The sequence below is a fragment of the Streptomyces argenteolus genome, assembly GCF_042902585.1.
GTDB lineage: Bacteria > Actinomycetota > Actinomycetes > Streptomycetales > Streptomycetaceae > Streptomyces > Streptomyces argenteolus.
Genome location: NZ_JBIBEG010000004.1, coordinates 586,676 through 612,165 on the forward strand (window position 1 = coordinate 586,676; position 25,490 = coordinate 612,165).

21 protein-coding genes and 2 pseudogenes are annotated in these 25,490 nt (G+C 71.3%); 12 read left to right on the forward strand and 11 right to left on the reverse strand.

What is annotated here, in order from left to right:
* Positions 1-29: 29 nt before the first annotated feature.
* Positions 30-785, reverse strand: coding sequence for a DeoR/GlpR family DNA-binding transcription regulator (locus ACFY8O_RS18495; protein ID WP_387903588.1), 756 nt, complete (start codon positions 783-785; stop codon positions 30-32).
* Positions 786-834: 49 nt separating this feature from the next.
* Here ACFY8O_RS18495 and ACFY8O_RS18500 point away from each other — a divergent pair, with 49 nt between their 5' ends.
* The 3 genes from ACFY8O_RS18500 to ACFY8O_RS18510 all read left to right on the forward strand — a co-directional run bounded on the left by ACFY8O_RS18500 (position 835) and on the right by ACFY8O_RS18510 (position 2,986).
* Entirely contained in the window at positions 835-1,218 is a 384-nt protein-coding gene (locus ACFY8O_RS18500; protein WP_167526264.1) for a DUF4406 domain-containing protein, read from the forward strand.
* Positions 1,215-1,919, forward strand: coding sequence for an NUDIX domain-containing protein (locus ACFY8O_RS18505; RefSeq protein ID WP_387903590.1), 705 nt, complete (start codon positions 1,215-1,217; stop codon positions 1,917-1,919). The genes ACFY8O_RS18500 and ACFY8O_RS18505 overlap by 4 nt, the downstream gene beginning before the upstream one ends.
* A 251-nt stretch (positions 1,920-2,170) precedes the next feature.
* On the forward strand, positions 2,171-2,986 hold the full coding sequence (locus ACFY8O_RS18510; RefSeq protein ID WP_387903593.1) for a hypothetical protein: 816 nt from the start codon (positions 2,171-2,173) through the stop codon (positions 2,984-2,986).
* Between the two features lie 65 nt (positions 2,987-3,051).
* On the opposite strand, the pseudogene ACFY8O_RS18515 reads toward ACFY8O_RS18510, so the two are convergent.
* Positions 3,052-6,060 (reverse strand): annotated as a pseudogene (locus ACFY8O_RS18515) (family 16 glycoside hydrolase).
* A 280-nt stretch (positions 6,061-6,340) separates the two neighbouring features.
* On the opposite strand from ACFY8O_RS18515, the gene ACFY8O_RS18520 reads away from it, so the two are divergent.
* Positions 6,341-7,030 (forward strand): SMI1/KNR4 family protein, encoded by a 690-nt coding sequence (locus tag ACFY8O_RS18520; RefSeq protein ID WP_387903596.1) that lies wholly within the window; start codon positions 6,341-6,343, stop codon positions 7,028-7,030.
* Between the two features lie 665 nt (positions 7,031-7,695).
* Positions 7,696-8,901 carry an oxygenase MpaB family protein gene (locus tag ACFY8O_RS18525; RefSeq protein ID WP_387903599.1) on the forward strand — a complete coding sequence of 402 codons (1,206 nt, stop codon included), beginning with the start codon at positions 7,696-7,698 and terminating at the stop codon, positions 8,899-8,901.
* Between the two features lie 88 nt (positions 8,902-8,989).
* On the opposite strand, the gene ACFY8O_RS18530 is transcribed toward ACFY8O_RS18525, so the two are convergent.
* From ACFY8O_RS18530 to ACFY8O_RS18560, 7 genes and pseudogenes are all read right to left on the reverse strand, one after another.
* Positions 8,990-10,153: a TetR/AcrR family transcriptional regulator gene (locus ACFY8O_RS18530; RefSeq protein ID WP_387903601.1), complete on the reverse strand. Its 1,164-nt coding sequence runs from the start codon at positions 10,151-10,153 to the stop codon at positions 8,990-8,992.
* Between the two features lie 261 nt (positions 10,154-10,414).
* Positions 10,415-10,639 (reverse strand): annotated as a pseudogene (locus tag ACFY8O_RS18535) (dihydrofolate reductase family protein); the annotation flags it as partial.
* Positions 10,640-10,674: 35 nt separating this feature from the next.
* The gene (locus tag ACFY8O_RS18540; protein ID WP_387903739.1) at positions 10,675-11,664 is read right to left on the reverse strand and encodes an endonuclease/exonuclease/phosphatase family protein; all 990 of its coding nucleotides are present in this window, start codon (positions 11,662-11,664) and stop codon (positions 10,675-10,677) included.
* Positions 11,665-11,998: 334 nt separating this feature from the next.
* Positions 11,999-12,349 carry a hypothetical protein gene (locus ACFY8O_RS18545; RefSeq protein WP_387903603.1) on the reverse strand — a complete coding sequence of 117 codons (351 nt, stop codon included), beginning with the start codon at positions 12,347-12,349 and terminating at the stop codon, positions 11,999-12,001.
* A 322-nt stretch (positions 12,350-12,671) separates the two neighbouring features.
* Positions 12,672-13,301, reverse strand: coding sequence for a hypothetical protein (locus tag ACFY8O_RS18550; protein ID WP_387903606.1), 630 nt, complete (start codon positions 13,299-13,301; stop codon positions 12,672-12,674).
* 608 nt (positions 13,302-13,909) lie between these two features.
* Positions 13,910-14,716 carry a GTP pyrophosphokinase gene (locus ACFY8O_RS18555; RefSeq protein ID WP_387903608.1) on the reverse strand — a complete coding sequence of 269 codons (807 nt, stop codon included), beginning with the start codon at positions 14,714-14,716 and terminating at the stop codon, positions 13,910-13,912.
* 468 nt (positions 14,717-15,184) lie between these two features.
* Complete coding sequence (locus ACFY8O_RS18560; protein ID WP_387903610.1) at positions 15,185-15,907, reverse strand: FadR/GntR family transcriptional regulator; 723 nt, start codon at positions 15,905-15,907, stop codon at positions 15,185-15,187.
* Positions 15,908-16,053: 146 nt separating this feature from the next.
* On the opposite strand from ACFY8O_RS18560, the gene ACFY8O_RS18565 reads away from it, so the two are divergent.
* The 7 genes from ACFY8O_RS18565 to ACFY8O_RS18595 all read left to right on the forward strand — a co-directional run bounded on the left by ACFY8O_RS18565 (position 16,054) and on the right by ACFY8O_RS18595 (position 24,246).
* Positions 16,054-18,426: a beta-galactosidase gene (locus ACFY8O_RS18565; protein ID WP_387903612.1), complete on the forward strand. Its 2,373-nt coding sequence runs from the start codon at positions 16,054-16,056 to the stop codon at positions 18,424-18,426.
* Positions 18,419-19,747: an ABC transporter substrate-binding protein gene (locus ACFY8O_RS18570; RefSeq protein WP_387903615.1), complete on the forward strand. Its 1,329-nt coding sequence runs from the start codon at positions 18,419-18,421 to the stop codon at positions 19,745-19,747. Before ACFY8O_RS18565 ends, ACFY8O_RS18570 begins: the two co-directional genes overlap by 8 nt.
* Entirely contained in the window at positions 19,744-20,706 is a 963-nt protein-coding gene (locus ACFY8O_RS18575) for a carbohydrate ABC transporter permease (protein WP_387903618.1), read from the forward strand. The genes ACFY8O_RS18570 and ACFY8O_RS18575 overlap by 4 nt, the downstream gene beginning before the upstream one ends.
* On the forward strand, positions 20,703-21,569 hold the full coding sequence (locus ACFY8O_RS18580) for a carbohydrate ABC transporter permease (protein WP_387903620.1): 867 nt from the start codon (positions 20,703-20,705) through the stop codon (positions 21,567-21,569). The genes ACFY8O_RS18575 and ACFY8O_RS18580 overlap by 4 nt, the downstream gene beginning before the upstream one ends.
* 57 nt (positions 21,570-21,626) lie before the next feature.
* Complete coding sequence (locus ACFY8O_RS18585) at positions 21,627-22,895, forward strand: cellulase-like family protein (protein ID WP_387903623.1); 1,269 nt, start codon at positions 21,627-21,629, stop codon at positions 22,893-22,895.
* 92 nt (positions 22,896-22,987) lie between these two features.
* On the forward strand, positions 22,988-23,389 hold the full coding sequence (locus ACFY8O_RS18590) for a hypothetical protein (RefSeq protein WP_387903625.1): 402 nt from the start codon (positions 22,988-22,990) through the stop codon (positions 23,387-23,389).
* Positions 23,383-24,246: a glycosyl hydrolase 53 family protein gene (locus tag ACFY8O_RS18595; protein WP_387903627.1), complete on the forward strand. Its 864-nt coding sequence runs from the start codon at positions 23,383-23,385 to the stop codon at positions 24,244-24,246. Before ACFY8O_RS18590 ends, ACFY8O_RS18595 begins: the two co-directional genes overlap by 7 nt.
* Before the next feature lie 363 nt (positions 24,247-24,609).
* On the opposite strand, the gene ACFY8O_RS18600 is transcribed toward ACFY8O_RS18595, so the two are convergent.
* Both ACFY8O_RS18600 and ACFY8O_RS18605 read right to left on the reverse strand, forming a co-directional pair.
* Positions 24,610-24,768 (reverse strand): hypothetical protein, encoded by a 159-nt coding sequence (locus tag ACFY8O_RS18600; RefSeq protein ID WP_387903630.1) that lies wholly within the window; start codon positions 24,766-24,768, stop codon positions 24,610-24,612.
* On the reverse strand, positions 24,746-25,486 hold the full coding sequence (locus ACFY8O_RS18605) for an SMP-30/gluconolactonase/LRE family protein (RefSeq protein WP_387903633.1): 741 nt from the start codon (positions 25,484-25,486) through the stop codon (positions 24,746-24,748). Before ACFY8O_RS18605 ends, ACFY8O_RS18600 begins: the two co-directional genes overlap by 23 nt.
* Between the last annotated feature and the right edge of the window lie 4 nt (positions 25,487-25,490).

Below are 25,490 nucleotides of genomic sequence, written 5' to 3' on the forward strand. Positions count from 1 at the left end.
ACCGGAGGGCCGCGGACCGTCGGTGGCCCTCAGCCCTCCGCCAGGACCTCGACGCCCCGCGCCGCGAGCTGCTCGATCACGGGGTGGTGCGGGGCGTCCGTGATCAGGCCGCTGATCTCCTCCCAGGGCAGGACACGGAACCGGGAAGCGGTGCCGATCTTCTCGGACGAGGCGAGGACGTAGGTGTCCGCGGCCCGTGCCGCCAGGGCCCGCTTCATCGCGGCTTCCTCGGCGTCACCGGTGGTCAGCCCTTCGTCCGGGTGCACGCCCGTGACGCCGAGGAGGCAGAGGTCGGCGGAGACGTTCTGCGCCGCCTCGACCGCCGCCGCACCGCAGGCCACCGCGGAGTGCTTGAAGATGCGGCCACCGAGCAGGAAGACCTCCGCCTGCGGATGGTCGAGCAGGGCGGCGGCGATCGTCGGGCTGTGGGTGATCACGGTGCAGGCCAGGTCCCTCGGGAGGGCGTGGACGACCGCGAGGGCCGTGGTCCCGCCGTCGAGGATCAGCGCGCCGCCCGGCCGGACGAGCCCGGCGGCCACCGTGGCGACCTTCCGCTTGCCGTCCGGGGACACGGCCTGGCGGGCCCCGTAGTCCACCACGGCGGGTGACACGGGCAGCGCGCCGCCGTAGACCCGCTGGCACAGACCCTCACCCGCGAGGTCGCGCAGGTCACGACGGATGCTGTCCTCGGAGATCCCCAGCTCGGCGGCGACGTCCTTGGCGACGATCTTGCCCTCGCGCGCCAGCAGACCCAGCAGGTGGTCGCGTCGTTCAGCAGCCAGCATCCACACTCTCCCATGTTCTTGCACGTTTCTGCGTGTATCGTACCTCGACATGACCGACAAGCCCATGCTCATACTCATCGCCGGCCCTTACCGCTCCGGCACGGACGGCGACCCCCGGGCCATGGCCGCCAATCTCGCCCGCCTCGAAGAGGCCGCCTGGCCAATCTTCGCCGCGGGGCACCTTCCGGTGATCGGGGAGTGGATCGCCCTGCCCGTCCTGCGCTCGGCGGGCGCGGGTCCCACCGACCCGCTCGCCGACCAGGTGCTGTACCCGGCCGCCGACCGCCTGCTGGCCCACTGCGACGCCGTGCTGCGCCTGCCCGGTGAGTCCGCAGGAGCGGACCAGGACGTCGCCACCGCCCGCCGCCGGGGCCTGCCCGTGTACGAGGACGTCGACCAGATCCCCTCCCTCGCCCCGCAGGAGCAGGCGTGAGCCCTCGCCCCACGGTGGAGCCCGGGGGCCCCCGGCCCGGCATCGAGATCGCCGACCACCGCGGACGTACCGGCCTCGACCGCTCCGGGCGCGATCTGGACCGCAACGCCGACGTCGTGATCCGGGACGTCGAACTCACCTCCCAGGGCTGGCACGTCCTGCGGCGCACCACGTTCGACTACCGCCGTCGCGACGGCCGGTGGACCACCCAGCAGCGCGAGACGTACGACCGGGGCAACGGCGCCGTCGTCCTGCCCTACGACACCGAGCGCGGCCACGTCCTGCTCACCCGCCAGTTCCGCTACCCGGCCTACGTCAACGACCACCCCGACGGCATGCTCGTCGAAGCCGCCGCGGGGCTGCTCGACGCGGACGACCCGCCGGCAGCGATCCGGCGCGAGAGCGCCGAGGAGCTCGGCGTGACGCTCGGTCCGCTCACCCACGTCCTCGACGCCTACATGAGTCCCGGCTCCGTCACCGAGCGGCTGCACTTCTTCGCCGCTCCCTACACTCCTGCCGACCGGACCGGGGCGGGCGGCGGGCTGGAGGAGGACGGCGAGGACATCGAGGTCCTCGACGTGCCCTTCACCGAGGCCCTGGCCATGACCCGCGACGGCCGGATCGTCGACGGCAAGACCGTCCTGCTGTTGCAGTGGGCGGCTCTGGACGGCCCGTTCGCCCCCGGAGCCGTCGACCGCTGACCTCACCGCACGGCGTCCCCCTCACCCCCGGCACCCGGGGGTGAGGGGGACGCCGTGCGCGCTCGCTCCCGGCCTACGGCGCGCAGACGGCGGACAGCCGACCCGACGGCGGCCAGGACCCGTACCGCAGGTGTACGTGCGGACACGGGTGGTCCGGATCCGCCCAGGACGCGGCGGTGACCGGCCATGTCGTGGAGACTTGAGATGCTGGAAGGGGCGGCTGCCGGCGGAAGGCCTCACAGCCGAGGCACGTGGCCCCGACGGAGCGCCACGTCCGGCAGGAGCACCGGGCCGAGGCCGACGAGGAGGAAACGATCGACACCACCGAGAAGACCGGACACTCGCTGGACTCCGCAAGCGTCCTGAACGCGAAGGAGACCCTCCTCGAACTCCTGGGCCGCGCAGGGGTGTTCCGTGACGAGGCCGACGAGCTGATCGCGCTCGTGGAGGCCGGTGCGATCGCGGACGCGCACAGCGAGGCCGGGAAGGCGGAGCGCGCCCCGGGCGAGGCAGAAGAGTCGTACGCCGCCGGCTGGCACGACGGCGCGCGGGCCGTCACCGACGCGCTCGCCGGCATGGCGGAGCGGGCCCTCGGCCGGGCCATCGGCACAGCGCCGGCCGGCTCCGGCGGGGACGGCGTCCCGGGGGTTCACCACTCCGTCGGGAGGGTGGACGTGGAGCGCGCGAAGGTCGCCGTGACGCCGCTCTACCTCTCGTTCAACGAGGTCTCGGACCTGGAGCCGGAGGCCTCGGACGAGGTCCTCACCGCGGTGCTCGGCACGATGGGTGTGGTGGGACGGGTCGGCTACGCCGGGCAGCTGGAGGAGTTCACCGCGTCCCACCGGGAGCGGATGGTCCGGTTGTACGCCCGCTACGGGCCGCGCAGTCACATCTCCCTGCACGGCCGCTACTCCCTCCTGCACTCCCCCACCAGCATCGCGGTGCTCGAACGCCTCACCACCGCTCCTGCGGCACTCCGGGCGGAGTGGGACCAGGCGGAGCTGCCACCTGCGTGGCTGGAAGGCCTCAGCTCCGCCTGGAGCGCGTCAGGAACAACGCCGGACTGACGCGCCGCACCGAAGCGGGGCGCCTGCGGTCCGCAGGCGCCCCGCTCGACGGTGGAGTCCGCGCCTCAGCTCAGTGGTTCGATGCGGATGTCACGGAACCTCACCGCGTTCCCGTGGTCCTGGAGCCGGATCGCCCCGGCCGACGGGCCCTCCGGCGCTCCCGCACCGGTCGGTCCGTCGATCGCGATGTCGTCGTGGACCTTCCTGCCGTTCCACACCACCGTGACGCGCGCGTCCGCGGTCTTCCGGCCGCTGCCGTCGAAGCGGGCGGCACGGAAGGTGATGTCGTACGTCTGCCAGGTCTCCGGAGCGGTCGCCGCGTTGATGTCCGGAGCCTTCTTCTGGTAGATCGCCCCCGCCTCGTCGGTGCCGAGGGTGGTGTCACCGAACGAATCGAGGATCTGGAGTTCGTAACGGTCCTGGAGGTAGACGCCGCTGTTGCCGCGGTTCTGACCGGTCACGTCGTCCGGCAGCAGCGGCACCCGGAACTCCATACGGAGTCAGAAGTCCTGGTAGGCGTCCTTGGTGCGGATGTCGCCGCAGCACACCTCCATCGACCGCTCGTCGGTGAGCGGCCATGCGACGCGCCGCCCGTCCGTGTGCTGCCACTGTTCCTGGGAGGCCGTGGTGCCGTCGAAGAGGGGGACGGGGGCGCCGTGGGGCCGCACGGTGATCAGGTCGAGGTTGACGTGACCGGTGTCACCGGAGTCGAAGCGGTACGAGACGGTGTTCCGGCCCGCCTTCAGCCGGATCCGCTCGGTCTGGGTCGACCAGGCGTCCCACGTGCCGGTGGAGGCCAGCTCCGTCTGTCTCAGCTTCTTCCCGTTGACGTGGAGGGAGAGGGACTTGGTGCCCTGGAAGGGGTTGGGTCCGTTGGAGTACCGCAGGTTCACGTCGTAGTCCCCGGCCTTGGGCACGGTGACGTCGAAGGTCGTGCCGGTCCCGTTCTCCGTGTGGTAGCGGTCGACGAAGCCGCTTCCCGAGTAGCCGGTGTGGTCGGTGTTGACACCGGCCGTGCCGGTGAGCCGCGCCTCCTCCGCCTCGTACAGCGTGGCCGGTGGCGGCTGCTTCCCGGGCAGGGCGTTGAGCGTGTACCAGGCCTCCGTGCTCCACAGCGTCTCACCGGACGCGGAGGAGAAGGGGCGCGGTGAGCGCAGGTGGACGACCCGGTCGGGCTCGAGTCCGTCGAGACGCAGCCGCACCGTGCGGCTGTCGTCGGAGAGGGTCGCCGAGCGCACGGCGAGCCGCTCCTCGGCGATCTTCGGGCCGCCGTAGTCGGAGGTGGGGGTGTAGCGCCACTGCTCCGCCTGGTAGTGCGCGGCCAGTTCCGCCGCGGTGGCCTGCGACAGCGGCTGGGTGTACTCCAGGTCGAAACCGCCGGGGACGGCCCGCATCTCCTTGATGTCGAAGGTGTTGCCACCGTTCGGCGCGAGTTTCTGCAGGCCGAACTTCAGCTTGCCCTCCTGGCCCCAGTTGCCGTCGGCGCCGAGACCGCCCGCGTATATCGCACCGTCGGGCCCCATGGTGATGCGGTTGACACCAGCTTCGAGCCCTTGTGTGTAACGGAACACCGCACCCTGGTACTGCCCCTTCACCTTCTCCAGGTAGGCACGCTGGAGTCCTCCGTAGGTGACGTCGCCGAACAGCATCTGCCCGGCGAACCGGCCCTCCTTCAGGTACAGCGGTGTGCTGGGGGAGTTCGCGATCTCGTTCTGCGGCAGCCAGAGCACCGGCTGGGTGGGCACCCGGTCGTCGAACGCACCGGACGGCTGGGTGTAGTGGTTGAAGAATCGGTCCTGCTTGATCTGGACCAGCTTCGACGCGGGCAGCCAGCCGCCCTGGTTGTCGGTGGTGAAGAGGGAGCCCCCGGGCCCCCAGCCGATCCCGTTCGGTGTCCGCAGGCCGCCCGCGACGGCCTGGATCCTGCCTGTCTTCTTGCTGACCTTGTACGTCGTGCCGCGGCCCTCCGCGGGCTGCGGCGTGGTGGTCGCGCCGCCGTAGTCGATGGCGACGGAGAGGTTCACGTAGAAGGAGCCGTCGCGGTACAGGAGCCCGAAGGCGAACTCGTGGAAGTTCCCCCCGTACGGCCAGGTGGCGACCGTCCGGTACTCGTCGGTGACGAAGTCCTTGTCGGCGTCCACGAGTTGTGTCAGCTCATGCTTCTGCGAGACGTACAGCGAACCGTCGACGTACGCGATCCCCATCGGCTCGCGCAGTCCCTCGGCGATCTTCTCCACCGTCACCTTGTCGCGGCTGGTCTCACCGGTGACGTTGCCGAGGAGGTACACCTCCCCTGCGGTGGTCCCGGAGCCGCCCCAGGTGGAGAGCGCCAGGCGCCCGTCGGGCAGCCAGTCCATTCCCGTGACCTGCGGCTCGAATCCCTCCGGGCGCAGATCGGTGAGGTCGAGGTCGGGGCGTACGCCGGTGAGCGGCAGGCCGTCGCCGGGGGTGTCGGCGCCCGATTCGCACTCCTTGCGGCCCGGCGCCGTGACCCGGACGACCCCCGCGTCGGTGCTCAGGGCCTCACTCGGGACGATGCCGAAGTCGCCCGCCCCCGGCGGCTTCCACGCGAGCTTCAGCTGCTGTTCTCCACCACGCTCGAAGTAGTCGACACGGAATGGATGGGATCCCGCGGCGAGTTGGACGGATCCGTCCTTCGGCTCCGCGCCGTGCAGACCGTCGTGGTCGATGACCTGCCGGCCGTCGATCGTGAGCCGTGAGCCGTCGTCGCTCTCGAGGCGGAAGGTGTAGGTGCCGTCGGCCGGGACGACCAGGTAACCGGACACCTCCGCGACGAAGTTGTCGGCGTAGCCGCCGAAGTCCTCGACGGTGGACCAGTCGACGGTGGGCATCAGCTTGTCGTGGTTGGGCGTCTGCCCCGGCTTGAGCGCACACAGCTTGCTGAGGGTCACCTGCGTGTCGAACACCCGCAGAGTGACACCGGGCTCCTGGGGCGGGATGTCGTCGGGTGCGGCGGCGGCCGGGGGCCCGGCCCAGACCCCTCCGGCGAGGAAGCTCCCGACGAGCAGGGTGGTGAGGTGTCTTCGGGCACGTGGAAACAGCCGTGGATGCATCGGTCCTCCAGAAACGGGGGCACTCCGGACGGGCTGTACTGGTCCGCGAACAGGGATCGCCTGCGGTTGCGCCGCCACGCTAGGGGGCTTCTGCTGGAGAAGTCCATACTTTGTCATCTCTGAGTTCAAAGTGCCGGGCCGGACCCCGAGCCCCCCCATGCGACGGGGAGGAGGCGCCGGCCTGGGCCGGCCCGGGGCGACACGGGCGGGGCGTCCACCCTCCGGACTCGTTCCCGGTCTGGTCACCCGAGGTGTCAGGGGTGCCTCGTAGGCTCCGCCCATGGAGAACTCGATGTGGGCCGGCGTGAGGGAACGTACGCACGCACTGGGGGCTGATCCCGGCAGCGCGGGTGTGTTCGGCTCGATGGGGCACCGATTCCTTCTGGACGAGCCGCTGACCTCGGAGGAAATAGCCGACCTTGAGGCCCAGGTGGGCGTTGTCCTGCCCGAGGAGTACCGAGAATTCCTTCTCCGGGTGGGGGCCGGCGGCGCCGGCCCGTCGTACGGCGTCTTCCCGGTCCGGCGCGTCCAGGGACGCTGGCGCTGGGAGGGGGACGGCGCCGACCTCGCGGACCTGTCCAGGCTGGCTGAGCCCTTCCCTCAGCAGGGCCCTGATCCTGAGCAGGTGAGGCGGCTGCTGGAAGAACGCCCGGAGGAGGAGCACTTCGAGGAGATCGAGGATTTCGATGACGCCATGGAGGCGTGGGACGAGCGGTGGGAGCCCGTCATGTTCTCCCCGGGCCGCACGGTGGGCGCCGTCGTGATCTCGCACATCGGCTGTGCCGCTCGCCAGTGGCTGATCCTCAGCGGGCCCGAGCGCGGACGGATCTGGTCCGACAACCGGGTGGACGACGAGGATCTGGCCCCGCTGCTGGACGAGCGGGGGGAGCCGATGACCTTTTCCCGGTGGTATCTGACCTGGCTTGATGAGAGCGAGCGCCAGGCGCTTTCAGCACCGGCGGGTGGCTGAACAGCGCAGGGCGGACAGCACGTCGCCCAGGGCTTGCCCGTTCGGAGGAACCCGCCCCGCTGGTGACCCCCTGTGCTCACCAGTGGCGGATCGGCTCCACGTCCGGCCGGGCTCCCGTCCTGCGGTGGTGGCCGAGAGCGTCCGCGACGACAGGGCGGGCAGCTCGAGGAGTTGCTGTCGGCCGCGCAGCGGGCGGACCTTGAACCGACTGTTTCCGGACACCGGCTTCTTGACGGCACGCCAGTTCACCTAGACACGTTCATGGTTGCCGTCACCCACGGCCTCGGGCCGCGCTCCCCCGGTACACCGCGTCCGCCCTGCACAGCCGCTTGGTCCGCCAAACCCCCTACAGCCTCGGGCCGCGCTCTCCCGGATCTCACGCACCACACGGGGCGGGATTCCTCCAGGTGCTGACCGGCCCATCCACGGACACCTCGGTTCCGTCCCGTTCCCGCCCCGGGGATCGCACCGGGAGCGCCGCGGAGGGCGACGGGCGGCAACCGGGAATCTGACGTCGGTCACCACCATTGCCGACGGCGAGACACCCCGCTATGTTAATTGAAAATCACATGGCTCAGCACGTTCCGACTCGCCATGTTCACGCAACTGGCGCGCCAGAAAACGGCGCACAGCGCCATCTGGTCCTCAGGGAAGCGGGTAAGTCAATGGAGAATCTCAGCAGGCGGAAGGCCTTGTCCCTGGGCGTGGCGCTCGGCCTCGTGGGCGTGGCGGCTCCCTCCAAGGCGTGGGCGTGGGCACCCACGAATTCGGTCGCCGGAACTGGGACGGGCGCCGACCCCGAGTACATCTGGGACAGTGCGACGGACCCCTTGATGGTCTCGCTGCTGGAGAACGGCCAGGTTCCCGCGGTCAACACCGCGATGGCCTCGTGGGTGAACAACAACGACGCCCTGCCCAGCAGTCTGCCGGCCGAACTCAGGGCGCATCTGGCGACGTACAACAAGCTGCCCTCGTGGGCCGACCCCGTCAAGCTCGCGCGCGCCGCCGACTTCAACCGGCGCAAGGACACCTACCTGTTCATGCTGTACGGCCTCGGGAGCGGGATCATGAGCACCGTGATCCCGCGCGAGGCCCGCAGCGTGTACTGGTCCGTCGGGGGCGCCGACATGAAGGACCGGGCCGCCAAGACCTTCACGTTCGGCTACGACCTGTCCCAGCTGGACGCCTTCAAGCCGACCGGGCAGTTCATCGTCACCGCCAACAAGACACGTCTGGTGCACGGTGCGGTGCGCCACCTGCTGCCGCAGTCGCCGCACTGGCAGGCGGGCGCCGACCAGACCATCCCGATCAGCGTCGCCGACATCCTGGTCACCTTCCACAGCCTGGGCACCTACGTGCACCGCAAGATGCTGGACTGGAAGATCCCGATGTCGAGGGCGGACGAGGAGGCGTTCCTGCACTCCTGGCAGGTGGCCATCTACCTGCTCGGCGTGCCGGCCGAGTACATCCCGCAGACCTGGGCGGCCGCCGAGGCGCAGTCGGCGCAGGTACTCACCCCGATCCTCGCCCCCACGCCCGAGGGGCTGGACCTGGCTGAGGTCCTGCTCGGCCTGACCGCGGAGATCGACCTCGGTGTGACGCGTGGCTTCCTGAACGAGTTCGTACGCTACGCACTCAGCGATCAGGTCGGTGACTGGCTGAAACTGCCGCGCGACTACGCCGCGGCGACCCTGGTCCGTACCGTGTGGCCGGCCTTCATCCTCTTCCGTGAAGGACTTTCGCCCATCGCGCCCGGCGCCTTCTACGTCTTCGACCAGTTCCTGCGCGGCGTGGCCATGGCCTTTCTCAACAAGGGCTCCTCCACGACCACCACCCCGATCACCATCCCGACCGGGAACAGGCCCGGCTGAGCCACCGGCACCGCAGCCCCGTTCCCCGGCGCCCGCGCCGGGGAACGGGCTTCCGCGCCGCAGCGGCGTGCGCCGTACCGGCCCCCGTTCAGACGCCCAGGGCGCCCACGACCAGAGCCGTCACCGAATCGCGGTTCGCAGGGCTGTCGCGCCACCGCAGGACACGTCCTGCCTCGACCGCCACGCCGAAGCCCGCGTGCACCAGCAGCCGGGCCTGACGCGGATCGAGCTCAGGCCGGGCCAGTCTCAGCTGCTGTTCCCAGACCGCGATGTGCTCACGCTGGGCGAGAACGAGGGACCGCCGCAGATCGGAGGGCAGACCGGCGAGTTCGGCTTCGGCGACGCTGTTGAGGGCCGTGTACTCGAAGCTGTAGGCGACGTACGTCGACGCCAGCGCGACGATGGCGTCGCGCGGACCGGTCACCTCGTGGAGACTCTGCTCCACACCTTGGGCGAGCAGTCCTGCGGCCTGGAGGCACGCCGCCTGGAGGATGTCCACCTTGCCGGGGTAATGACGGTAGAGGGCGGAGGGCGCCAGTCCCACCGCCTCGGCGATCTGCCCGTTGGTGACGCTGGCGAACCCGTCCCGGGCGAAGAGCGGGATGGCGGCAGCGAGGATCTCCGCACGGCGGGTACGCGGCACCGGCTGGGCGGGCAGCTTGACGGGGCGGGCTCCGCTCCGCGCGGTGCCGGGATCGGTCGCCGCGACACGCAGGGCAGACGCCGACAGGATTTCCTCGGCCCGGCGTTGGGCGATCGAGGTGTGATGCATGGTGACGGACCCGATCGCTCCGAGGGCCGCCGCCGCCCGCAGACGCCCGTCGGGCAGGGGGTGGGCGCGCTGGACCGCCTCGTCGACCCGTCCCACGACGTGCCCGAACTTCGCCGTGAGGAGCCGGCGGTCGTCGTGGTTGAGGAACCGGGCCTCCCATCGATACACCCCGCCCGACGCTCGATGCGCGACGGTGACCCGGCTGACGGCGGTGAGCACATCCGCCAGGGCCGCCCCGGACGGCACCTCGTCGATCGCGGCGACGAGCCGGTCCGCCATCACGTCGGCGCACTCGGCGAACAGGGCGTACTTGTTCGGGAAGTGCCGGTACAGGGCCGCGGCGGTGATGCCCACCCCGGCGGCGATCTCCTCCATGGACGCAGCGTGATAGCCGCGCTCACTGAAGACCCGGCCGGCCGCCTCGACGATGAGCTGCTTGCGGTTGCGGGGCCGAGTGGCCGCGGTCGGATCGGCGGTCACGGCCGAACGCGCGGGTGTGGAGACGGGGCCATGCGGATCAGTCAATCACACGTCGTCCGGCGGTCCGGGGTACTCCCGGCGCGGCTGCACGGGACACGAATCCGGCCGACGGGTGCGCTCGGCGGCGAGGCCCGGAACCCGACGGGCCTCCGGGGCGGTACGGGAGGCCCTCCCAGGGCGGTTCGGCGCCGCCGGGCCTGATCGGCGCGACGGCGACCGTCCCGCGGTTCCGGGGATCTGCGGGGCCGGGCGCGCGGCGGCCTACGCGCCGGCCCCGTACGTCCCGTACTCCGGGGCCCCCGCCGACTCGTACACCTGCACGGTCAGCCCGCCCGGTGTGGTCTCGTTGCTCATGAGCCGCAGAGCGGCCGGGGCGCCGCCGTCCGGGAACAGACGGCGTCCCTCGCCCACCACCACCGGGGCGATCGCCAGGCGCAGTTCGTCGATCAGCCCGGCGGCCAGCAGGGACCGGGCCAGCCGGGCGCTCCCGTGGACCGTCCCTCAGGCCGCTCCCGCAGTGTTCACCAGCTGATTCCGGCCGCCACGGGCAGGTGATCGCTGCCGGTCGCCGGCAGCACCCAGGAGCTCTTCGGCTCCAAACCGCGGACCAGGATCTGGTCGATCCGCGCCACGGGGAACGCCGCCGGCCAGCTGAAGCCGAAGCCGTCACCGGCCGCTTCCTGCACCGAGCGGAGCCGCGAGGTGAGACCGGCGAACGCGCGGTCGTCCATGGTGCCGTTCAGGTCGCCCAGGAGCACCACCCGCTCGTTCCGCTCGGCGGCGACGGCCTTGCCGAGTGCCTTCGCCCCGGCGTCCCGCTGCTCGGTCCGGTAGCCGCCCCGGGGCATCAGCCGTACGGATCCCAGGTGGGCGACGTACACCGCGATCGGCCCGTGGTCCGTGGTCACGGTGGTGCGCAGCGCCCGGGGCGTCGGCTTCCTCTCCTCGGCCGACAGATGCCGCGCCAACGGCCCGGCCATGCCCTGCATCGCGACGTCGACCGTCCGGGTGTCCGAGAGGGGCAGCTTGCTCCACAGCCCCACCGTGCCCCGGACCGTGTGGTGGGGGTACCGCTGCGCGAGCTCCTTCGCGTACGTGGCCCCGGCCTGCGGGGTGATCTCCACCAAGGCCAGCACATCCGCCCCGGAAGCGGCCAGGGCGCGGGCGGCCCCGGCGGGATCGGGGTTCCCCGCGCCGACGTTGTGGCTGACCACGGTGAGGTCGGCGCCCTGGTGGGACGTGCCGCCGAGCAGCCCTCCGAAGAGGTCGAGCCACACCAGGCCGGGCAGCAGCAGCGCCACGACGGCGGATGCGGAACGACGCCACAGAGCCCCGACGAGGAGCAGCGGGACGAGCAGGCCGAACCACGGCAGGAAGGTCTCCACCAGACTGCCGAGACCTCCGAGGTCCGTGATCTCCGCGTGCAGCAGCATGAGCAGACCGAGCAGCAGGGCCGTCGTCGCGAGCACCGGACCGCGCTTCCAGGGACCCGGGCGGCAGGCGGCCCGGATCGCACCGCGGATTCGCGCACGCCGGTCACCGGCACCCCGGCGTCCGGCGTCATCATCCGGCCCGGGCCCGGCTCCGACGTTCCCTGGGCGCTCCGCCACGGCCCCCTGCGGCGCGTCCGTCGATCCCTGCGCCGGTCTACTCACCGAGCAGTTCCCGCTTCGTGACGTCCGCCCAGGACAGGGGCGGTTGAACGGACCCGTCGCGCCGGCGCGGTGGGCTCTCGACGATCGCTGCGTGCATGGTTCCGAGGCTAGGGGCCCGCGCATATCGTCGGCGTATCGAAAACCTCCCTGCGCGGCGAGGCCGGTCCGGCAGGCGTTCCCACCGGCGTGTTCAGCGTCGTCCGTCCGGGTCACGGGGCGGGATCGGCACCTTCCACATGGCGTCCGACCGGCTGACGAGTGTGCGCAGTTCCCGGGCGCTCCGGGGTGACAGGGCCCGCATCACGCTGTCGAGCAGGGACCGGGCTTCGAGAGGGCTGCCGCAGCAGTACTCATGCGCGTCGCCCTGCTCGTCGTCGCGCCACAGCTGCCGCACGGACCTGCGGACGTAGTTCTTCCACAGACCTACAGCGTCGGCGACATCGCCAGGGCGAAGATGGGTGCGGGTGCGCTCGAGTCGGGTGATCTCGGACTGCGCTCGCGAGGAGAGGCCGTCGATGACCGGCCTCGTATCCGTACCCACTGACCGGTGGCCGCCCAGGGCGCCGGCACGGATCTGTCCTGGCCGTCTACGCGGCATGGACCTTTCGGTTCGTCGTCATGCGGTTCATGGTGCCAGGGTCTCGCCTGCGTATCGAACGAATTCGCCCACCCGGAGAGGCCACCGGGCTCGGTGGCCCGCCTTCACTGTCCACCCCGAGACAGGCTCCGCCACCACGGGGGAGGCAACCGGGAGAGCGCGGACGGCACCGTCCCCGTGGTCCCGGCGGCGCGCGTCGGAAGCGTTCGTCCCGCGGCTCGTTCGGTCGCAGCCTGCGGGCTCCGGCTCCGCACGCCGGGCTCGCTCAGTGGCCGAAGCCGGAGCCGGGGTCGCGGCCGGCGCCGGGGTCGGGCCAACTCGCCACGAGTGCCTCACGATCCGGGAAAGCGGCGTCGGAGTCCGTCGGCTGGACCGTCTCCCCGCCGCGCCAGCACACCGGCCCGAAGCTGCCGTCGCCGATGTCGAACACGCAGCACACTCCGCCACTGGCGGCCGTGAGGCCGGTGAACACCTCCCTGACACGGGCCGACCGTGCGAACAAGCGGCTCATCGTCGAGGTCGCCGCCCAGAACTCCAGTGCCGCGTACCGCGGGTGCAGCAGGGACTCGAACCGGATCGTCAGGTAGACGTATCCGATCCTGACGCGCCCGTCCTCCTCGATCTCATGACCGTAGGCCTCCGCGTAGTCGCGCACCGCCTCGTCGACGCCGAACATGAGGGACAGGTCGAGATCGACGGTGCTGCTCGTGGAGCAGTCGACCGGCCCGCTCCTGAAGTCGGACGTGAAGGGGAGGGCGAGCAGGGCGCCGCCGGGCAGGGTGAGTTCGAGTGGCGGAGTGTCACGGCCCGGTGGCGCCAGCCGGGCCAGATGCACCAGCGCCCCGGCGACGTTCTCGGGAGGCAGGTGGATGTCGTAGCCGTAGGCGAGCCCCATCCGATCTCCCCCCTCCGCCGGGCCGAACCGTACCCTCTCATCCCGCGCCCCTCAGGAGCACGCCTGTTTCCGGAGAGGCCCCTCGTCCTGCGGCCATGGACGCGGCTTCGCTCACCCTCGGGCGACGGCCGAACTCGCCGAGCCGTACACCTTCGTGGCCGGAACCGACCGGGTGCTGCGGCCGGCTTCGCGGCGCAGCGAGGACGTGGCCTGTGCCGGCGGAGCCGATGTCCTCGGGGCCGGCGCGATCACCTTCGTACGCGAGCCGGGCCGGTGAGCGGTGAGTGAGGTCGGCATTCGGTCCACCGGCTTTGCCCCGACCTGGTCTCCCGGCCGGAAGTCGCTCACGCGCCGGACCATGCGGGGGTCGGGCGGCCCTCCGGTTTCACCCACGCGGTGGCGTTCCGGCGGTGCCCGTTCTGCCAGGAGCACTCCCTCGTGCGCGAGGACGACTTCGTGTGCGTGTTCTGCTGCAGCGGTCTGCCGGCGACGTGGAACGTGGATCCCCCGGGCTGAGCCTTCGGTGCCCGTGGGCCGGCCGTCCCGTGAGCCGACCGCCCGGCCCACGGACACCCACGCCGCGGCGCGGGGACCGGCCGGCGCGGCGGTCAGTCCTCCGGTCCCCCGGCGTCGCCACCGTCGTCCTCGGCCTCGGCGCCCGCCCGCGCGCTGTTCCACAGCCGTATCAGCATCTGCTCCTCCACGTCCGGCGCGGTGTCCTCGGCGCTCTCCCACCCGGTGCCCCGCACCTCGGTGTGCAGCTCCTCCATCCGCTGATCGAGCAGTTCGGCGAGTTGCGCCGCCTCGGTCAGGCTGGCGACGAGGCCGGCGGGCACGGCGCCGTCGTACTTGTAGTAGATCTTGTGCTCCAGGCTGGCCCAGAAATCCATGGCGATCGTCCGGACCTGCACCTCGACGGTCACGGGAACCGGGCCGGTACTGAGGAACACCGGGATCTCGATCAGCGCGTGCAGGCTCTTGTACCCGTTGGGCTTGGGATGGGTGATGTAGTCCTTGATCCGGATCACCCGCACGTCGGTCTGGAAGGTGAGGGCTTCGAGGACCCGGTAGGTGTCGGCGATGAAGCTGCACGTGATGCGTACGCCGGCGATGTCGTGGATGGACGCCCGGATCGCCTCCGGGGTGGGCTCGATGCCGAGCCGTGCCACCTTCTGCAGGATGCTCGTGGGGGACTTGACCCGGGAACCGACGTGCTCGATCGGGTTGTACCGGTGCAGGTGCAGGAACTCCTTGCGCAGGATCGACACCTTGGTCAGCACCTCGTCGACGGCGAACTCGTGCTCCATCTGGATGCGCTGGAAGTCCTTGCGAATCCGGCGTACGAAGGCCACGTCCGCCGGTGGGGGCGACTCCCCGTCGCCGCGGTCCGCGGGTGCCTGAGCCGGGTCGGCCACGGCGGTACTCCTGTCCCGGGTCGGGAGGCGTGTTCCGGCGTCCGCCTGACGCGCTGCTGAGGCGGACGCACTCCCATGCTCGCACCGGCGACGCGGCCTCCGCATCCCAGGGTCGTGCGCCGCGGGGACACGGTGGTGCCGTTCCATGTCGGCGGATGCGGCGGCGGTCTGCGGCGGGCGCCTCCCGCCTCGGCGGCGGGGACGCATACGCGGGCCTCCGGACGGGTGCGCGTCCCGGCCCGAAGGGGAGCCGGCGCAGCGGACCGGCCGCCGTCGGTACGCTGCTCTCGCGGCTGTCGACGGTGACGGCCCGGGCCTGCGCAGGTGGCCTCCTCGGCCCCGAGGGCCGGGAGCGCCCGGTCGAGATGACCCCACGGTGCACCTGCTGGACCCTGCGCAAGGAGGGCAGCCGGCGCGCCGGCGAGGTCCCGCGCGACCGCCCCGAGCAGCCGGACCGCGCCTCCGCCCTCAGGGCTCCCGGGGCGAGTCCGGTACGTGCGTCACCTGGTCGAGGTCGTGGACGGCCTTGGCCAGCAGGTCGAGCATGGCCAGCTCGGCACGGGTCGGGTCCTGGTCGCGGACGGCGTCCAGAACCACCTGGTGGCTGGGGACGGGGTCGTCGGTCCGGTCGTGGGAGTGCACCATGCGGTCACGTTCGCGCAGTCCCGGTTCGAGGAGCAGGTCCATGCGCGCCAGCATCTCGTTTCCGGTGGCGTTGAGCAGGGCGCGGTGGAACGCCGCGTCGGCCTCGGCGGCGTCGGCGGGCGAGTGCATGTGCGCGCGGGCCATCGCGTCCAGGGCACTCTGCAGCGCCTCCAGGTCCTGGTCGGTACGGTGCAGCGCCGCCCGGTGGGCCGCGGCGGGTTCGACGATGGAGCGCACGTCGGCCAGGTCACGCATGAGGCGCTGCCCAGCGCCACTGTCGACCTGCCAGCGGATGATGTCGGCGTCGAGGAGGTTCCAGTACGTGCGTTCGCGGACGAACGTTCCCCGCTTCTGGCGCGCGTCGATCAGGCCCTTGCCGGCCAGGACCTTCATGGACTCGCGCATCACGGTGAGGCTGACATCCAGGTCCTCACCCAGGGCGCGCAGGTCAAGGGTGGTCCCTTCAGGGAGCTCGCCCCCCACGATGCGGCTACCGAGCGCATGGACGACCTGTCCGTGCACGCCTCTGCCGGTGTAGGCCGCCATACAGGTCCTCCGTGGATTGCGTGCGGTCGTCCCTTGCCGGGCCCATCGTAGCCGCAGTTATTAATTATGAATACATCTTGACAGGCTTTCCGGCCACACCCACGATGAACGCACTTCACCGAGCCATGCCGCAGGAGCCGCCTGTCATGTTGTCCTTGCACGCCCACGACCCCTCCGAGCCCGTCCAGGGGCATCTGCCCATGGGCAGCTCCGCCGCCCCCTCCCCCGTGACCGTCGACAGCCAGAGCCTGTCGCGGAACGGCCGCAGGTGGATCCCGGTCATGGGGGAGTTCCACTTCAGCCGCTATCCCGCCACCGAGTGGCGCGAGGAGCTCCTCAAGATCAAGGCGGGCGGCGTCGACCTGCTCGCCACGTACCTGTTCTGGAACCAGCACGAGAACGACCGGGGCACCTACCGCTTCGAGGGCGACCTCGACCTGCGCCGCTTCGTCTCGTTCTGCGCGGAGCTGGACCTGGCCGTGGCCGTGCGCATCGGCCCCTGGTCCCACGGTGAATGCCGAAACGGCGGCTTCCCGGACTGGCTGGAAGACGTCGACTGCACCCCGCGCACCGACGATCCCGCGTACCTCGCCCTGGTCGAACCCTATTACCGGCGCATCTCCCACGAGCTTCGCGGCCTGTTCAGCGAGGACGGTGGCCCGATCGTGGCCGTACAGGTGGAGAACGAGCTGTACGACCAGCCCGAGCACCTGGCCACGCTGCGGCGCATGGCCGAGGAGGCCGGAATCCGCGCGCCGTTGTGGACGGCGACGGCCTGGGGAGCCGCCGACCTTCCGGCCGACACCCTCCTGCCGTTGTACGGCGGCTACCCGGAGGCGTTCTGGGAGGACGCGTACGACGGGTGGACGCGCGACATGCGCCGGCACTACTTCTTCACGCCGATCCGCGACGACCACGCCATCGGGGCCGACCTGCGCTCGAGCGCCCCGACCGGCACCGGCCCCGATGCGCGCCGCTACCCGTACGCCACCTGCGAGTTGGGCGGCGGCATGGCGATCGCCTACCACCGCAGGCCGCTCGTGCCGGCCGTGGACATCACCTCGCTGGCGCTGGCCAAGCTCGGCAGCGGTTCGGTGTGGCAGGGCTACTACCTCTACCACGGCTGTTCGCAGCGCGTGGACCTCGAGGAACCCAACCAGGAGAGCCACGACACCGGTTACCCCAACGACCTGCCGAGGGTGACATACGACTTCCAGGCCCCGCTGGGCGAGTACGGACAGGTCCGTCCCGCCTTCCACGCGCTGCGCCTCCAGCACCTCTTCCTCCACGCCTACGGTGCGGACCTGGCGCGCATGCCTCTGCAACTGCCCGACCGGGAACCGGCGTCGCTGGACGACCGCTCCACGCTCCGCTGGGCGGTCCGCGCGGCAGGTGACCAGGGCTTCCTGTTCGTCAACAATCACCAGCCGCACGAGACGCTGCCCGACCACGACGGCGTCCGGTTCGGCGTCACCCTGCCCGGTGGCCGCACCGTCACCGTCCCCGCACAGCCCGTGCGCATCGCGTCCGGTGCTCACTTCGTCTGGCCGATCGGGCTGGACCTCGGCGCCGGCCTGCGCCTGGAGTGGGCCAGCGCCCAGCCGGTCACCCGGCTCGAGTCCGACGGCCTGCCGCTGACCGTGCTCGCGGCGACCGACGGCATCCCGGTGACCCTGGCGCTGCCGACGGGCGTGGAGGTCCAGGGTCCAGCCCGGGTGGAGACGGCCGACGGGGCCCTGGTGGTCACGGTCCCCGAACCGGGCACCTCGGCCCTGCTGACCCTCGTCGGTCCGTCCGGCCGGGCACGCGTGCTGGTCCTCTCCCCCGAGCAAGCACTCCAGCTCAACCGGATTCAGGTCTTCGGGCAGGAACGTCTCGTCCTCAGCGAGGACGTTGCCTTCGCCGACGGCGACCGGCTGCGCCTTCACCTCGCGTCCGCCGCCCCGTCGGTCGCCCTGCTGCCGGCCCCGGCCTCCCTCGGCGGAAGCGGTGCCGGAGAACCGGTGAGCGACGGCGTCTTCACCCGCTGGCCGCTGGCTCCAACACCCCAGCTGTCGCGGCCCGTCCTGGAAACCGTACGCGCCCAAGGCGTCGCCGCGTCCGCGCGCACCGGCGGATCCCACGACCGTGCCTCCGCGCCGCGCGAGGCGGACTGGGACAAGGCCGCCGTCTTCCGCCTGACCGTTCCCGCCTCCGCGTTCGAGCGCGAAGGAGAGGTGCTGCTGAGGCTGCGGTACACGGGCGACGCCGCCCGCGCCTACCTCGGCGGACAGCTCGTCGCCGACCACTTCTGGTACGGCCCCGACTGGGAGATCGGGCTGCGCCGCTTCGCCGGCTCGGCCGTCCGGCAGGGCCTGGAGATCCGCGTCCTGCCTCTCGACCCCGCGGCCCGCATCCATGTCGGCGCCTCGGTGCGCCCCGGGCTCGACGCCGCCACGACCCGCGCCACCGTCGAAGCGGCCGAACTGGTGGCCGTGCCGCGGGTGAGCCTGACCGGCGAGGGAGAAGGACGTGTCTGATCCCAGCCGCAGAAGCGTTCTGCGCGCCGGGATCGGGACGGGAGCGGGCCTGCTGGCCGTCCCGGCGCTCGCCGCGTGCGGAGTCTCCTCGGCCGCCCCGGTGCGCGCCGGACGCGTCCGCCTCAGCCTGTGGACCCACGATCCCGGATACGTCAAGACGTTCCGGACCGCGGTCCGGGACACCGGCCTGATGCGCGGATCACGGTTCGACTACGGGCTGAAGGTCACCAGCGCGGCACCCGGCGACGTGATGACCCGCATGATCGCCCAGGCGGTCGCGGACGGGAACACCCCCGATCTCGCCGGTCTGGTCGTGGACCAGTTCCCCCGGGTCATGGGCTCCTCCATCGCGCAGAACCTGTTCGTCGACCTCACCGACACCGTCCGCCCCCTCGGTGACGACCTGCTCAAGCTGGCCCCGTACACAGTCGGAGGCGTTCCCTACGGCCTGGACTCCGACAACTCGATCACCGTCCTGTACTACCGGCAGGACCTGTTCGAGAAGTACCGCGTCCCCGAGACGGTGGAGACCTGGGAGGAGTTCCTGGAGCACGGCGAACGCCTCGCCGAGGACCACGAGGTGAGCGTCGGCATGGTCTCCACCGGCGACAACGGGTCGATCGTCAACGGCTTCCTGCAATTCCTGCTGCAGCGCGGCGGCGGCTTCTTCGACGAGACCGGCGACCTGACCCTCGATTCGCCCGAAGCGCTCGAGGTGCTCCAGTTCATGACCCGCGGGGTGCGCTCGGGCGCGCTCCTGGCCCTGCCCGACCCCTACGGCAGCGCCTGCTCGGCCGCGCTCAAGTCCGGACGCCTCGCCGCCACGGCCATGCCGAACTGGTACAACGCCTACGGACTTCAGGCCAATGTCCCCGAGCAGAAGGGCCGTTGGCGGATGCGGACCCTGCCCCGCTTCACCGGCGGAGGGCACATCGGCTCCACCCTGGGCGGCACCGCCTTCGCCGTACTGAAGGACAAGCCCAACACACAAGCCGCCCTCGAACTGCTCCGCCGCGTCTACCTGAGCCGCGAAGGCCAGATCCTGCGCTACAGGTCGGGCGGCTTCCTGCCCACGCTCAAGCACCTCTACCAGGATCCCGAACTCGTCGCCACCGAGGACGCCTACCTCGGGGGCCAGCCCGTCTTCGACGTGTACGGCAAAGCCGCGGCCGACCTCCCCCTCTTCTACCAGGCCCCTGGCATGCAGATCCTCGCCGATGTGCTGGGCGGCCCGGTCCTGGACGCGCTCAAGGGCCGCACCTCACCCCACGCCGCACTCAAGGCCGGCCTGCGGGCCTACCGACAGCAGGTGAAACGATGACCGCTCCGCCTCCGACCCGCGCACTCACCCCCACCTCCACCCGGGCGGCCCCCGTCGCCCCGGTGCCGTCACCGTCCTGGTGGATGCGCCGTCAGCGCACCTGGGCCCCCTACCTGTTCATCTCGCCCTTCTACGTGCTCTACGGGCTGTTCCTGCTGGTCCCCATTCTGATCGGGCTGTACCTCAGCTGCACGGAGTGGGCCGGCCTCGGCGCCCCCCGCTGGGTGGGGCTGCGCAACTACCAGGACCTGATGGTCGACCACAGCTTCTGGACGGCCGTCACCAACACCGGCCTGTACATCGTCTTCACCCTGTGCGTGGTCCTGCCCGCCGCCCTGCTCATCGCCCAGGCCCTCAACGCCCGGGGGCTGCGTGGCCGAGACGTGTTCCGGCTGACCTACTTCATGCCCGTCGTCATCTCGCCCATCGTCATCACCCTGGTCTTCGGACTGTTCTTCGACACCGAGTTCGGCCTCCTCAACGCGGTGGGCCAGGCGCTGTTCGGCTTCGGCGGCATCGACTGGCTGGGCTCCCCCGGCTGGGCGCGCGTCACCGTCGTGATCCTCGTACTGTGGCGCTGGACCGGCTACCTGGCCATCTTCTTCCTGGCCGGACTGCAGAACGTGCCCAAGGAACTGCACGAGGCGGCCTCCATCGACGGGGCCGCACCGATCAGCCGCTTCCGCCACGTCACCCTGCCCAGTCTGCGACCGGTCACCGCGTTCGTCGCGGTCACCGTCCTGGTCAGCACCGCGCAGATCTTCGACGAACCGTTCCTGCTGACCCAGGGCGGCCCGGGCGAATCAACCCTGTCGGTAGCCATGTTCATCTTCCGCGCCGGATTCCAGCGCCAGCAGCTCGGCTACGCCGCGGCGGCGGGCGTGCTGCTCTTCGTCGCCGTGTTCGTCCTGGGCCGCATCGCCATGGGGCTTCTGGGAGTAGGGAAGGACGAGCGATGACGACGATCGAGCCCACGGACGCCCGGGCCCCGGTCCGCGCCGGCCACCGCGCCGGCCGCGTCCTTCTGTACGCCTTCCTGATCGCCCTGCTGCTGGTGTTCGCCCTGCCGCTGCTGTGGGCCCTGTCGTCCTCCTTCAAGGCCCGAAGCGACATCTTCGCCTACCCGCCCAGGCTGCTGCCCGATCCGGGCACCCTGGACAACTACCGGGGGCTGCTGGACGGCAACCCCTTCTGGAGCTGGCTGCTGATCAGCACCGTGGTGGCCGTCATCTCCACCCTGGCCTCCGTGCTGCTGTGCGCACTCGCCGGGTTCGCTTTCGCCAAGTACCGTTTCCGCGGCAAGAACCTGCTGTTCGACATCATGTTCAGCTCTCTGGCCGTGCCGTTCGCGGTCATCGTCGTCCCGCTGTTCATCATGATCGCCAAGGCCCATCTGACCACCCCGTACTTCGCGCTGGTCGTGCCGTGGGTCGCCCCCGCGTTCGGCATCTTCATGATGCGCCAGTTCACCGAACAGTCCATCCCCGACGCCCTTCTGGACGCCGCCCGTGTCGACGGCTGCACCGAGTTCGGGCTCTTCCGCCGCGTCGTAATGCCGCTGCTGCGCCCGGCCCTGGGTGCCCTGGGCGTCTGGTCCTTCCTCAACAGCTACAACAGTCTGCTGTGGCCGCTGATCGTCGTCAGCGAGCCCGGCGACTACACCCTTCCGCTCGGCATCCAGGCGCTGTTCGGCGCCACGGGCCGCCAGTACGACCTGGTGCTGGCGGGCGCCGTTCTCGCCGCCGTCCCCAGCCTGATCGTGTTCTTCGTCCTGCGCAAGCAGCTCCTCGAAGGGCTCACCGCGGGAGCCGTCAAGAGCTGACCGGCTCCCGGACAGCCGGCCCCGCCCACGCCCTCCCACCGAAAGGCTCCTTCCCGCATGCCCGTAGCGCCCCCCGCCCACCTGCCCGACACCCTCACCATCTGTCTGTGGGACTTCACCTGGTACACCCGCACCGGACCCGGCGAGCCCTTCGCCGACCTCGACGAGGCCTTCGAGCAGACCGTCGAACGCGGCTACAACACCATCCGCATCTGCGCGATGCCGCTGCTGCTGTTCGGCCCGGACAGCCCTCGCGGACCGCTCACGCTCGGGCCGCTGGGCGGCCGGTACGGCCAGGGCATCCGCTGGTACGACGTGCGCGCCACCACCACCCTGCCCGACCCGCGCGCCCACCTGCTCGCGCTGTTCGAGGCAGCCCGCCGTCACGACGTCTACGTCATCCTCTCCAGCTGGGAGTACCAGCAGAGCCCTTCGTTCTCGGGTGACCGGGCCTGGTTCGACGCCGTCATGGCCATCGACCCCGAGGAGCGGGCCGAGGCGCTCGCCGACGCCCTGGCCGACCTGATCGACTTCCTGGCGGCGCACGACGGTCTCGACGACCGCGTCGCCTTCACCGAGCTCCACAACGAGGTACAGGCAGGCCGTCTCACCGACCGGCTCACCGGCGACGACATGGTCGCCGCACTGACACCGCGCCTCCAGCGCGGCCTGGCCCGCTTCCGCGAACGCCACCCCGACCGGCCGGTCACCGTCAACTACGCGCACGTACCCGTAGGGTCCCTGCACGCCCTGCCCGAGAGCATGGACGTCGCCGTCTTCCACCCCTATGTGTACGGCGTCCTGGACGAGCTGCTGGACACCTTCGCGCTGCGGGACACCTCCCGGCCCTTCCCCCAGGAGCGCGCCCACCGGGAACTGCTCCGTGCGGGCGCTCCCCCGCTGCGGGAGTGGGCCCCGCCCGCCGCCGACCGGTGGCGCACCGAAGCCACCGTCGTGGGGCCGCGCGAGGTCTACGTCCATGACTGGTGCGACCCCCAGGCGTGGGACGCCTGGCTGTACGAGCGCTACGCCACTCACCGCCCCGCCATGGAGCAGAAGCTCACCGACTGGATCGCCGCCGCGGCCGACTGGGCCGCGGCGAGGAAGATCCCGCTCGTCTTCGGCGAGGGCTGGATCGGGTACACCCCGCTCCACGGCACCTTCGAGGAGGGCCCCGTCGGAGCGGCCTGGTGCCGGCGTGCCGTCACCGAGGCCGCCGGCAGGGGAGCCTGGGGTGCGGTCGTCTGCTCCAACGCCGCCCCTCACCACCCCATGTGGCAGGACGTCGCTCTGCAGCGGGAGTGCAACGAGCTGCTCCGCGGCTGAGGTTCCCACCCGGACCGGCCCTGTGCACCGCCGACGGTGCCCGGGCCGGGCACCGCCCACCCGTATCACCGACTGGATCCGGAGGCATCATTATGTCAGGTACACGTAAAACTCAGGGGGCGCTGCCCCGTCGTGCCGCTCTCGCGCTCGGCGCGGCGGGCGCGGCGGGCGCGGCGGGCCTGGCCGTGAGCGCCACGACCGGCGCCGAGACCGCCGCCCGGCGACCTCAGGGCGACGGCCGCCGCCCGCGGCGCGGCGCCGACGACGGCTTCGCCGCCGGCGGTGACCTCACCATGCTCAACTGGGTCGAGGACAGCGGCGGCCGGTACTTCGACGCCGACGGCCGGCGTGTCGACCCGGTCGAGCTGATGGCGGCCGACGGTATGGACATCGCCCGGCTGCGCGTCTACACAGCCACCGGTCCGGACCACCCGCGCATCGGCTACCCGGGGTCCTACCTGCCGAGGGCTACCAGGACGAGGCGGACATGCTGAAGACCGCCCGCCAGGTCACCGCGGCGGGCATGAAGATCCAGCTGACTCTGCACTACAGCGACTACTGGTCCAACGGCCTGATCCAGGACATCCCCAAGGACTGGCGGTCCGTCACGTCGCTGCCCGAGGCCCAGGCCGTGACCGCCCTGGAGCAGTACGTGCGCGACTACACGCGCACCCTCATACGCAAGCTCAGGGCCCAGGGGACCACCCCGGCCTACGTGTCCCTCGGCAACGAGACCGCGGGCGGAATCCTCTTCCCCTACGGAGGGACCGACACCGCGGCCCACTGGAGCCACCTCGCCCGGTTCGTGCGCGCGGGCTATGAGGCGGTCAAGGCGGTGTCACCGTCCACGAAGGTCATCCTGCATCTCGACGACGCGGGCAACATGGACAAGTACGAGTGGTTCTTCTCCACCGCCGAAGCCCACGACATCCCGTACGACGTCATCGGCTCGTCCTACTATCCGTTCTGGACCCGCAAGGACGCCGCGACGGTGTGTGCCTTCTTCGGCGAGCTGTACGGGCGCTTCGGCAAGAAGATCATGGTGATGGAGACCGGCGTCAACTGGACCCCCCTCACCCATGAGGGCGTGGAGGGCCAGCTCACCGACAACGGCCCCGTACCGTACCCGGAGACGCCGCAAGGGCAGAAGGACTTCCTCGTCGACCTGTTCACGCAGCTGAAGAGGGTCGACGGCGGCGCCGTGCTCGGCAACCTGTACTGGGACCCCGTCATGATCCCCGCCCCTGGCGTGGGCTGGGAGGTCGGCGGGCCCAACGTCGTCAGCAACACCACGCTCTTCGACTTCCAGGGCAGGGCGCTGCCCGCTCTGGCCGCCTACCGCACGGCCTGATCGGCCAGGCCTCCCCCGCGTGGACCCGGTCCCGTCGGGTGTCCGCCCTCGGCAGACGGCCGACGGGGCCGACGCCTGCCCCGGAAGACTCCGCCCCCATACCCTGCCCTCTCAGGGCCCTGGGAGGAGCCGGGCGTGGGCGAAGACGCCCGCGCCCGGCAAGAACGGGTAGGGCCGCCACGCCCCTCCCGAGCCGCCGACAGAGCCCGGTCGGCCCCGACGCGCATCGGCCGGGAGCGGCCGATCGCCTGCCACCCCCGGCCTCCCTGCTGGGACCTCCTGGGGACGGTGGATCCGCCCCCTTTTACACCTGTGCCCGGTACCTCGGATTCGCCGAGGTACCGGGCACAGTCATACAGACGGTCAGGCCGCCGTGGAACGGTAGGCGGCCGTCGGCAGGCCGGGTACGGCGACCCGGGCACGGAACACGGCGCCGTCCAGCGGCCCCGGCTCGGTGAGCCCGACCCGGGCCGTCGTGACGTAGAGGGTGCGTCCGTCGTCACCGCCGAGGCACGCACACACCCGCCGGCTGGGTCACCGGCAGGCGCAATACGCTCGCCAGGGTTCCGTCGGGCAGGTAGCGGCGCACCTCGCCCGCCCCCCAGACCGCCGTCCACAGGGCGCCCTCGCAGTCCACGGTCATGCCGTCGGGGCTGCCCTCGGTGACCCGGGCGAACTCCTCGCCCTCGCCGAGGCCGCTGTCGCGCGGGTCGACGGAGTAGCGCCGTATGAGACCACGCGCGCTGTCGGCGAGATACATGGTGGTGCCGTGCCGGTCGAAGGCCGGGCCGTTGGGGATGGTGAGACCGTCCAGGACCCGGGTGACCGTGCCGTCGCGGCCCGCGCGGTACAGGGAACCGGCGTCCGGGGTCCCGTCGTAGGCCATGCTCCCCGCCCAGAAGCAGCCGTGCGGGTCCGCGCAGCCGTCGTTCATGCGCATCGCGGTCGAGGCGTGCCGCTCGGGGCCGGTCAGCCACTCGGGGTCCGTACCGGGGGCGAGCAGGCAGATGCCGGTGCCCGCCGCAGCGATCCAGGTGCCGGGCCGGCCGGAGACCGGGGCCACCGCGCCGAGCGGCACGTCGAGCTGGGCAAGGGTCCGCAGGGGGGTGGTGTCCGCGCCGACCCGGCCGAGCAGGCGGCCGGTGAGGATGTCGACGCAGACGAGCCGGCCGTCCACCCAGCGGATGCCCTCGCCGAGTTCCAGGCGGTCCGGTGCGCCCAGGGGCGTCAGATCGGTCATGGTG

Excerpts from the sequence above, each read along its gene's own strand:
- ACFY8O_RS18580 (WP_387903620.1), top strand. The coding sequence starts at position 20,703 with ATGACGACGATCGAGCCCACGGACGCCCGGGCCCCGGTCCGCGCCGGC.
- ACFY8O_RS18605 (WP_387903633.1), bottom strand. The coding sequence starts at position 25,486 with ATGACCGATCTGACGCCCCTGGGCGCACCGGACCGCCTGGAACTCGGC.
- ACFY8O_RS18590 (WP_387903625.1), top strand. The coding sequence starts at position 22,988 with ATGTCAGGTACACGTAAAACTCAGGGGGCGCTGCCCCGTCGTGCCGCT.
- ACFY8O_RS18500 (WP_167526264.1), top strand. The coding sequence starts at position 835 with ATGACCGACAAGCCCATGCTCATACTCATCGCCGGCCCTTACCGCTCC.
- ACFY8O_RS18575 (WP_387903618.1), top strand. The coding sequence starts at position 19,744 with ATGACCGCTCCGCCTCCGACCCGCGCACTCACCCCCACCTCCACCCGG.
- ACFY8O_RS18585 (WP_387903623.1), top strand. The coding sequence starts at position 21,627 with ATGCCCGTAGCGCCCCCCGCCCACCTGCCCGACACCCTCACCATCTGT.
- ACFY8O_RS18525 (WP_387903599.1), top strand. The coding sequence starts at position 7,696 with ATGGAGAATCTCAGCAGGCGGAAGGCCTTGTCCCTGGGCGTGGCGCTC.
- ACFY8O_RS18560 (WP_387903610.1), bottom strand. The coding sequence starts at position 15,907 with ATGGCGGCCTACACCGGCAGAGGCGTGCACGGACAGGTCGTCCATGCG.
- ACFY8O_RS18565 (WP_387903612.1), top strand. The coding sequence starts at position 16,054 with ATGTTGTCCTTGCACGCCCACGACCCCTCCGAGCCCGTCCAGGGGCAT.
- ACFY8O_RS18495 (WP_387903588.1), bottom strand. The coding sequence starts at position 785 with ATGCTGGCTGCTGAACGACGCGACCACCTGCTGGGTCTGCTGGCGCGC.
- ACFY8O_RS18520 (WP_387903596.1), top strand. The coding sequence starts at position 6,341 with ATGGAGAACTCGATGTGGGCCGGCGTGAGGGAACGTACGCACGCACTG.
- ACFY8O_RS18550 (WP_387903606.1), bottom strand. The coding sequence starts at position 13,301 with ATGGGGCTCGCCTACGGCTACGACATCCACCTGCCTCCCGAGAACGTC.
- ACFY8O_RS18595 (WP_387903627.1), top strand. The coding sequence starts at position 23,383 with ATGCTGAAGACCGCCCGCCAGGTCACCGCGGCGGGCATGAAGATCCAG.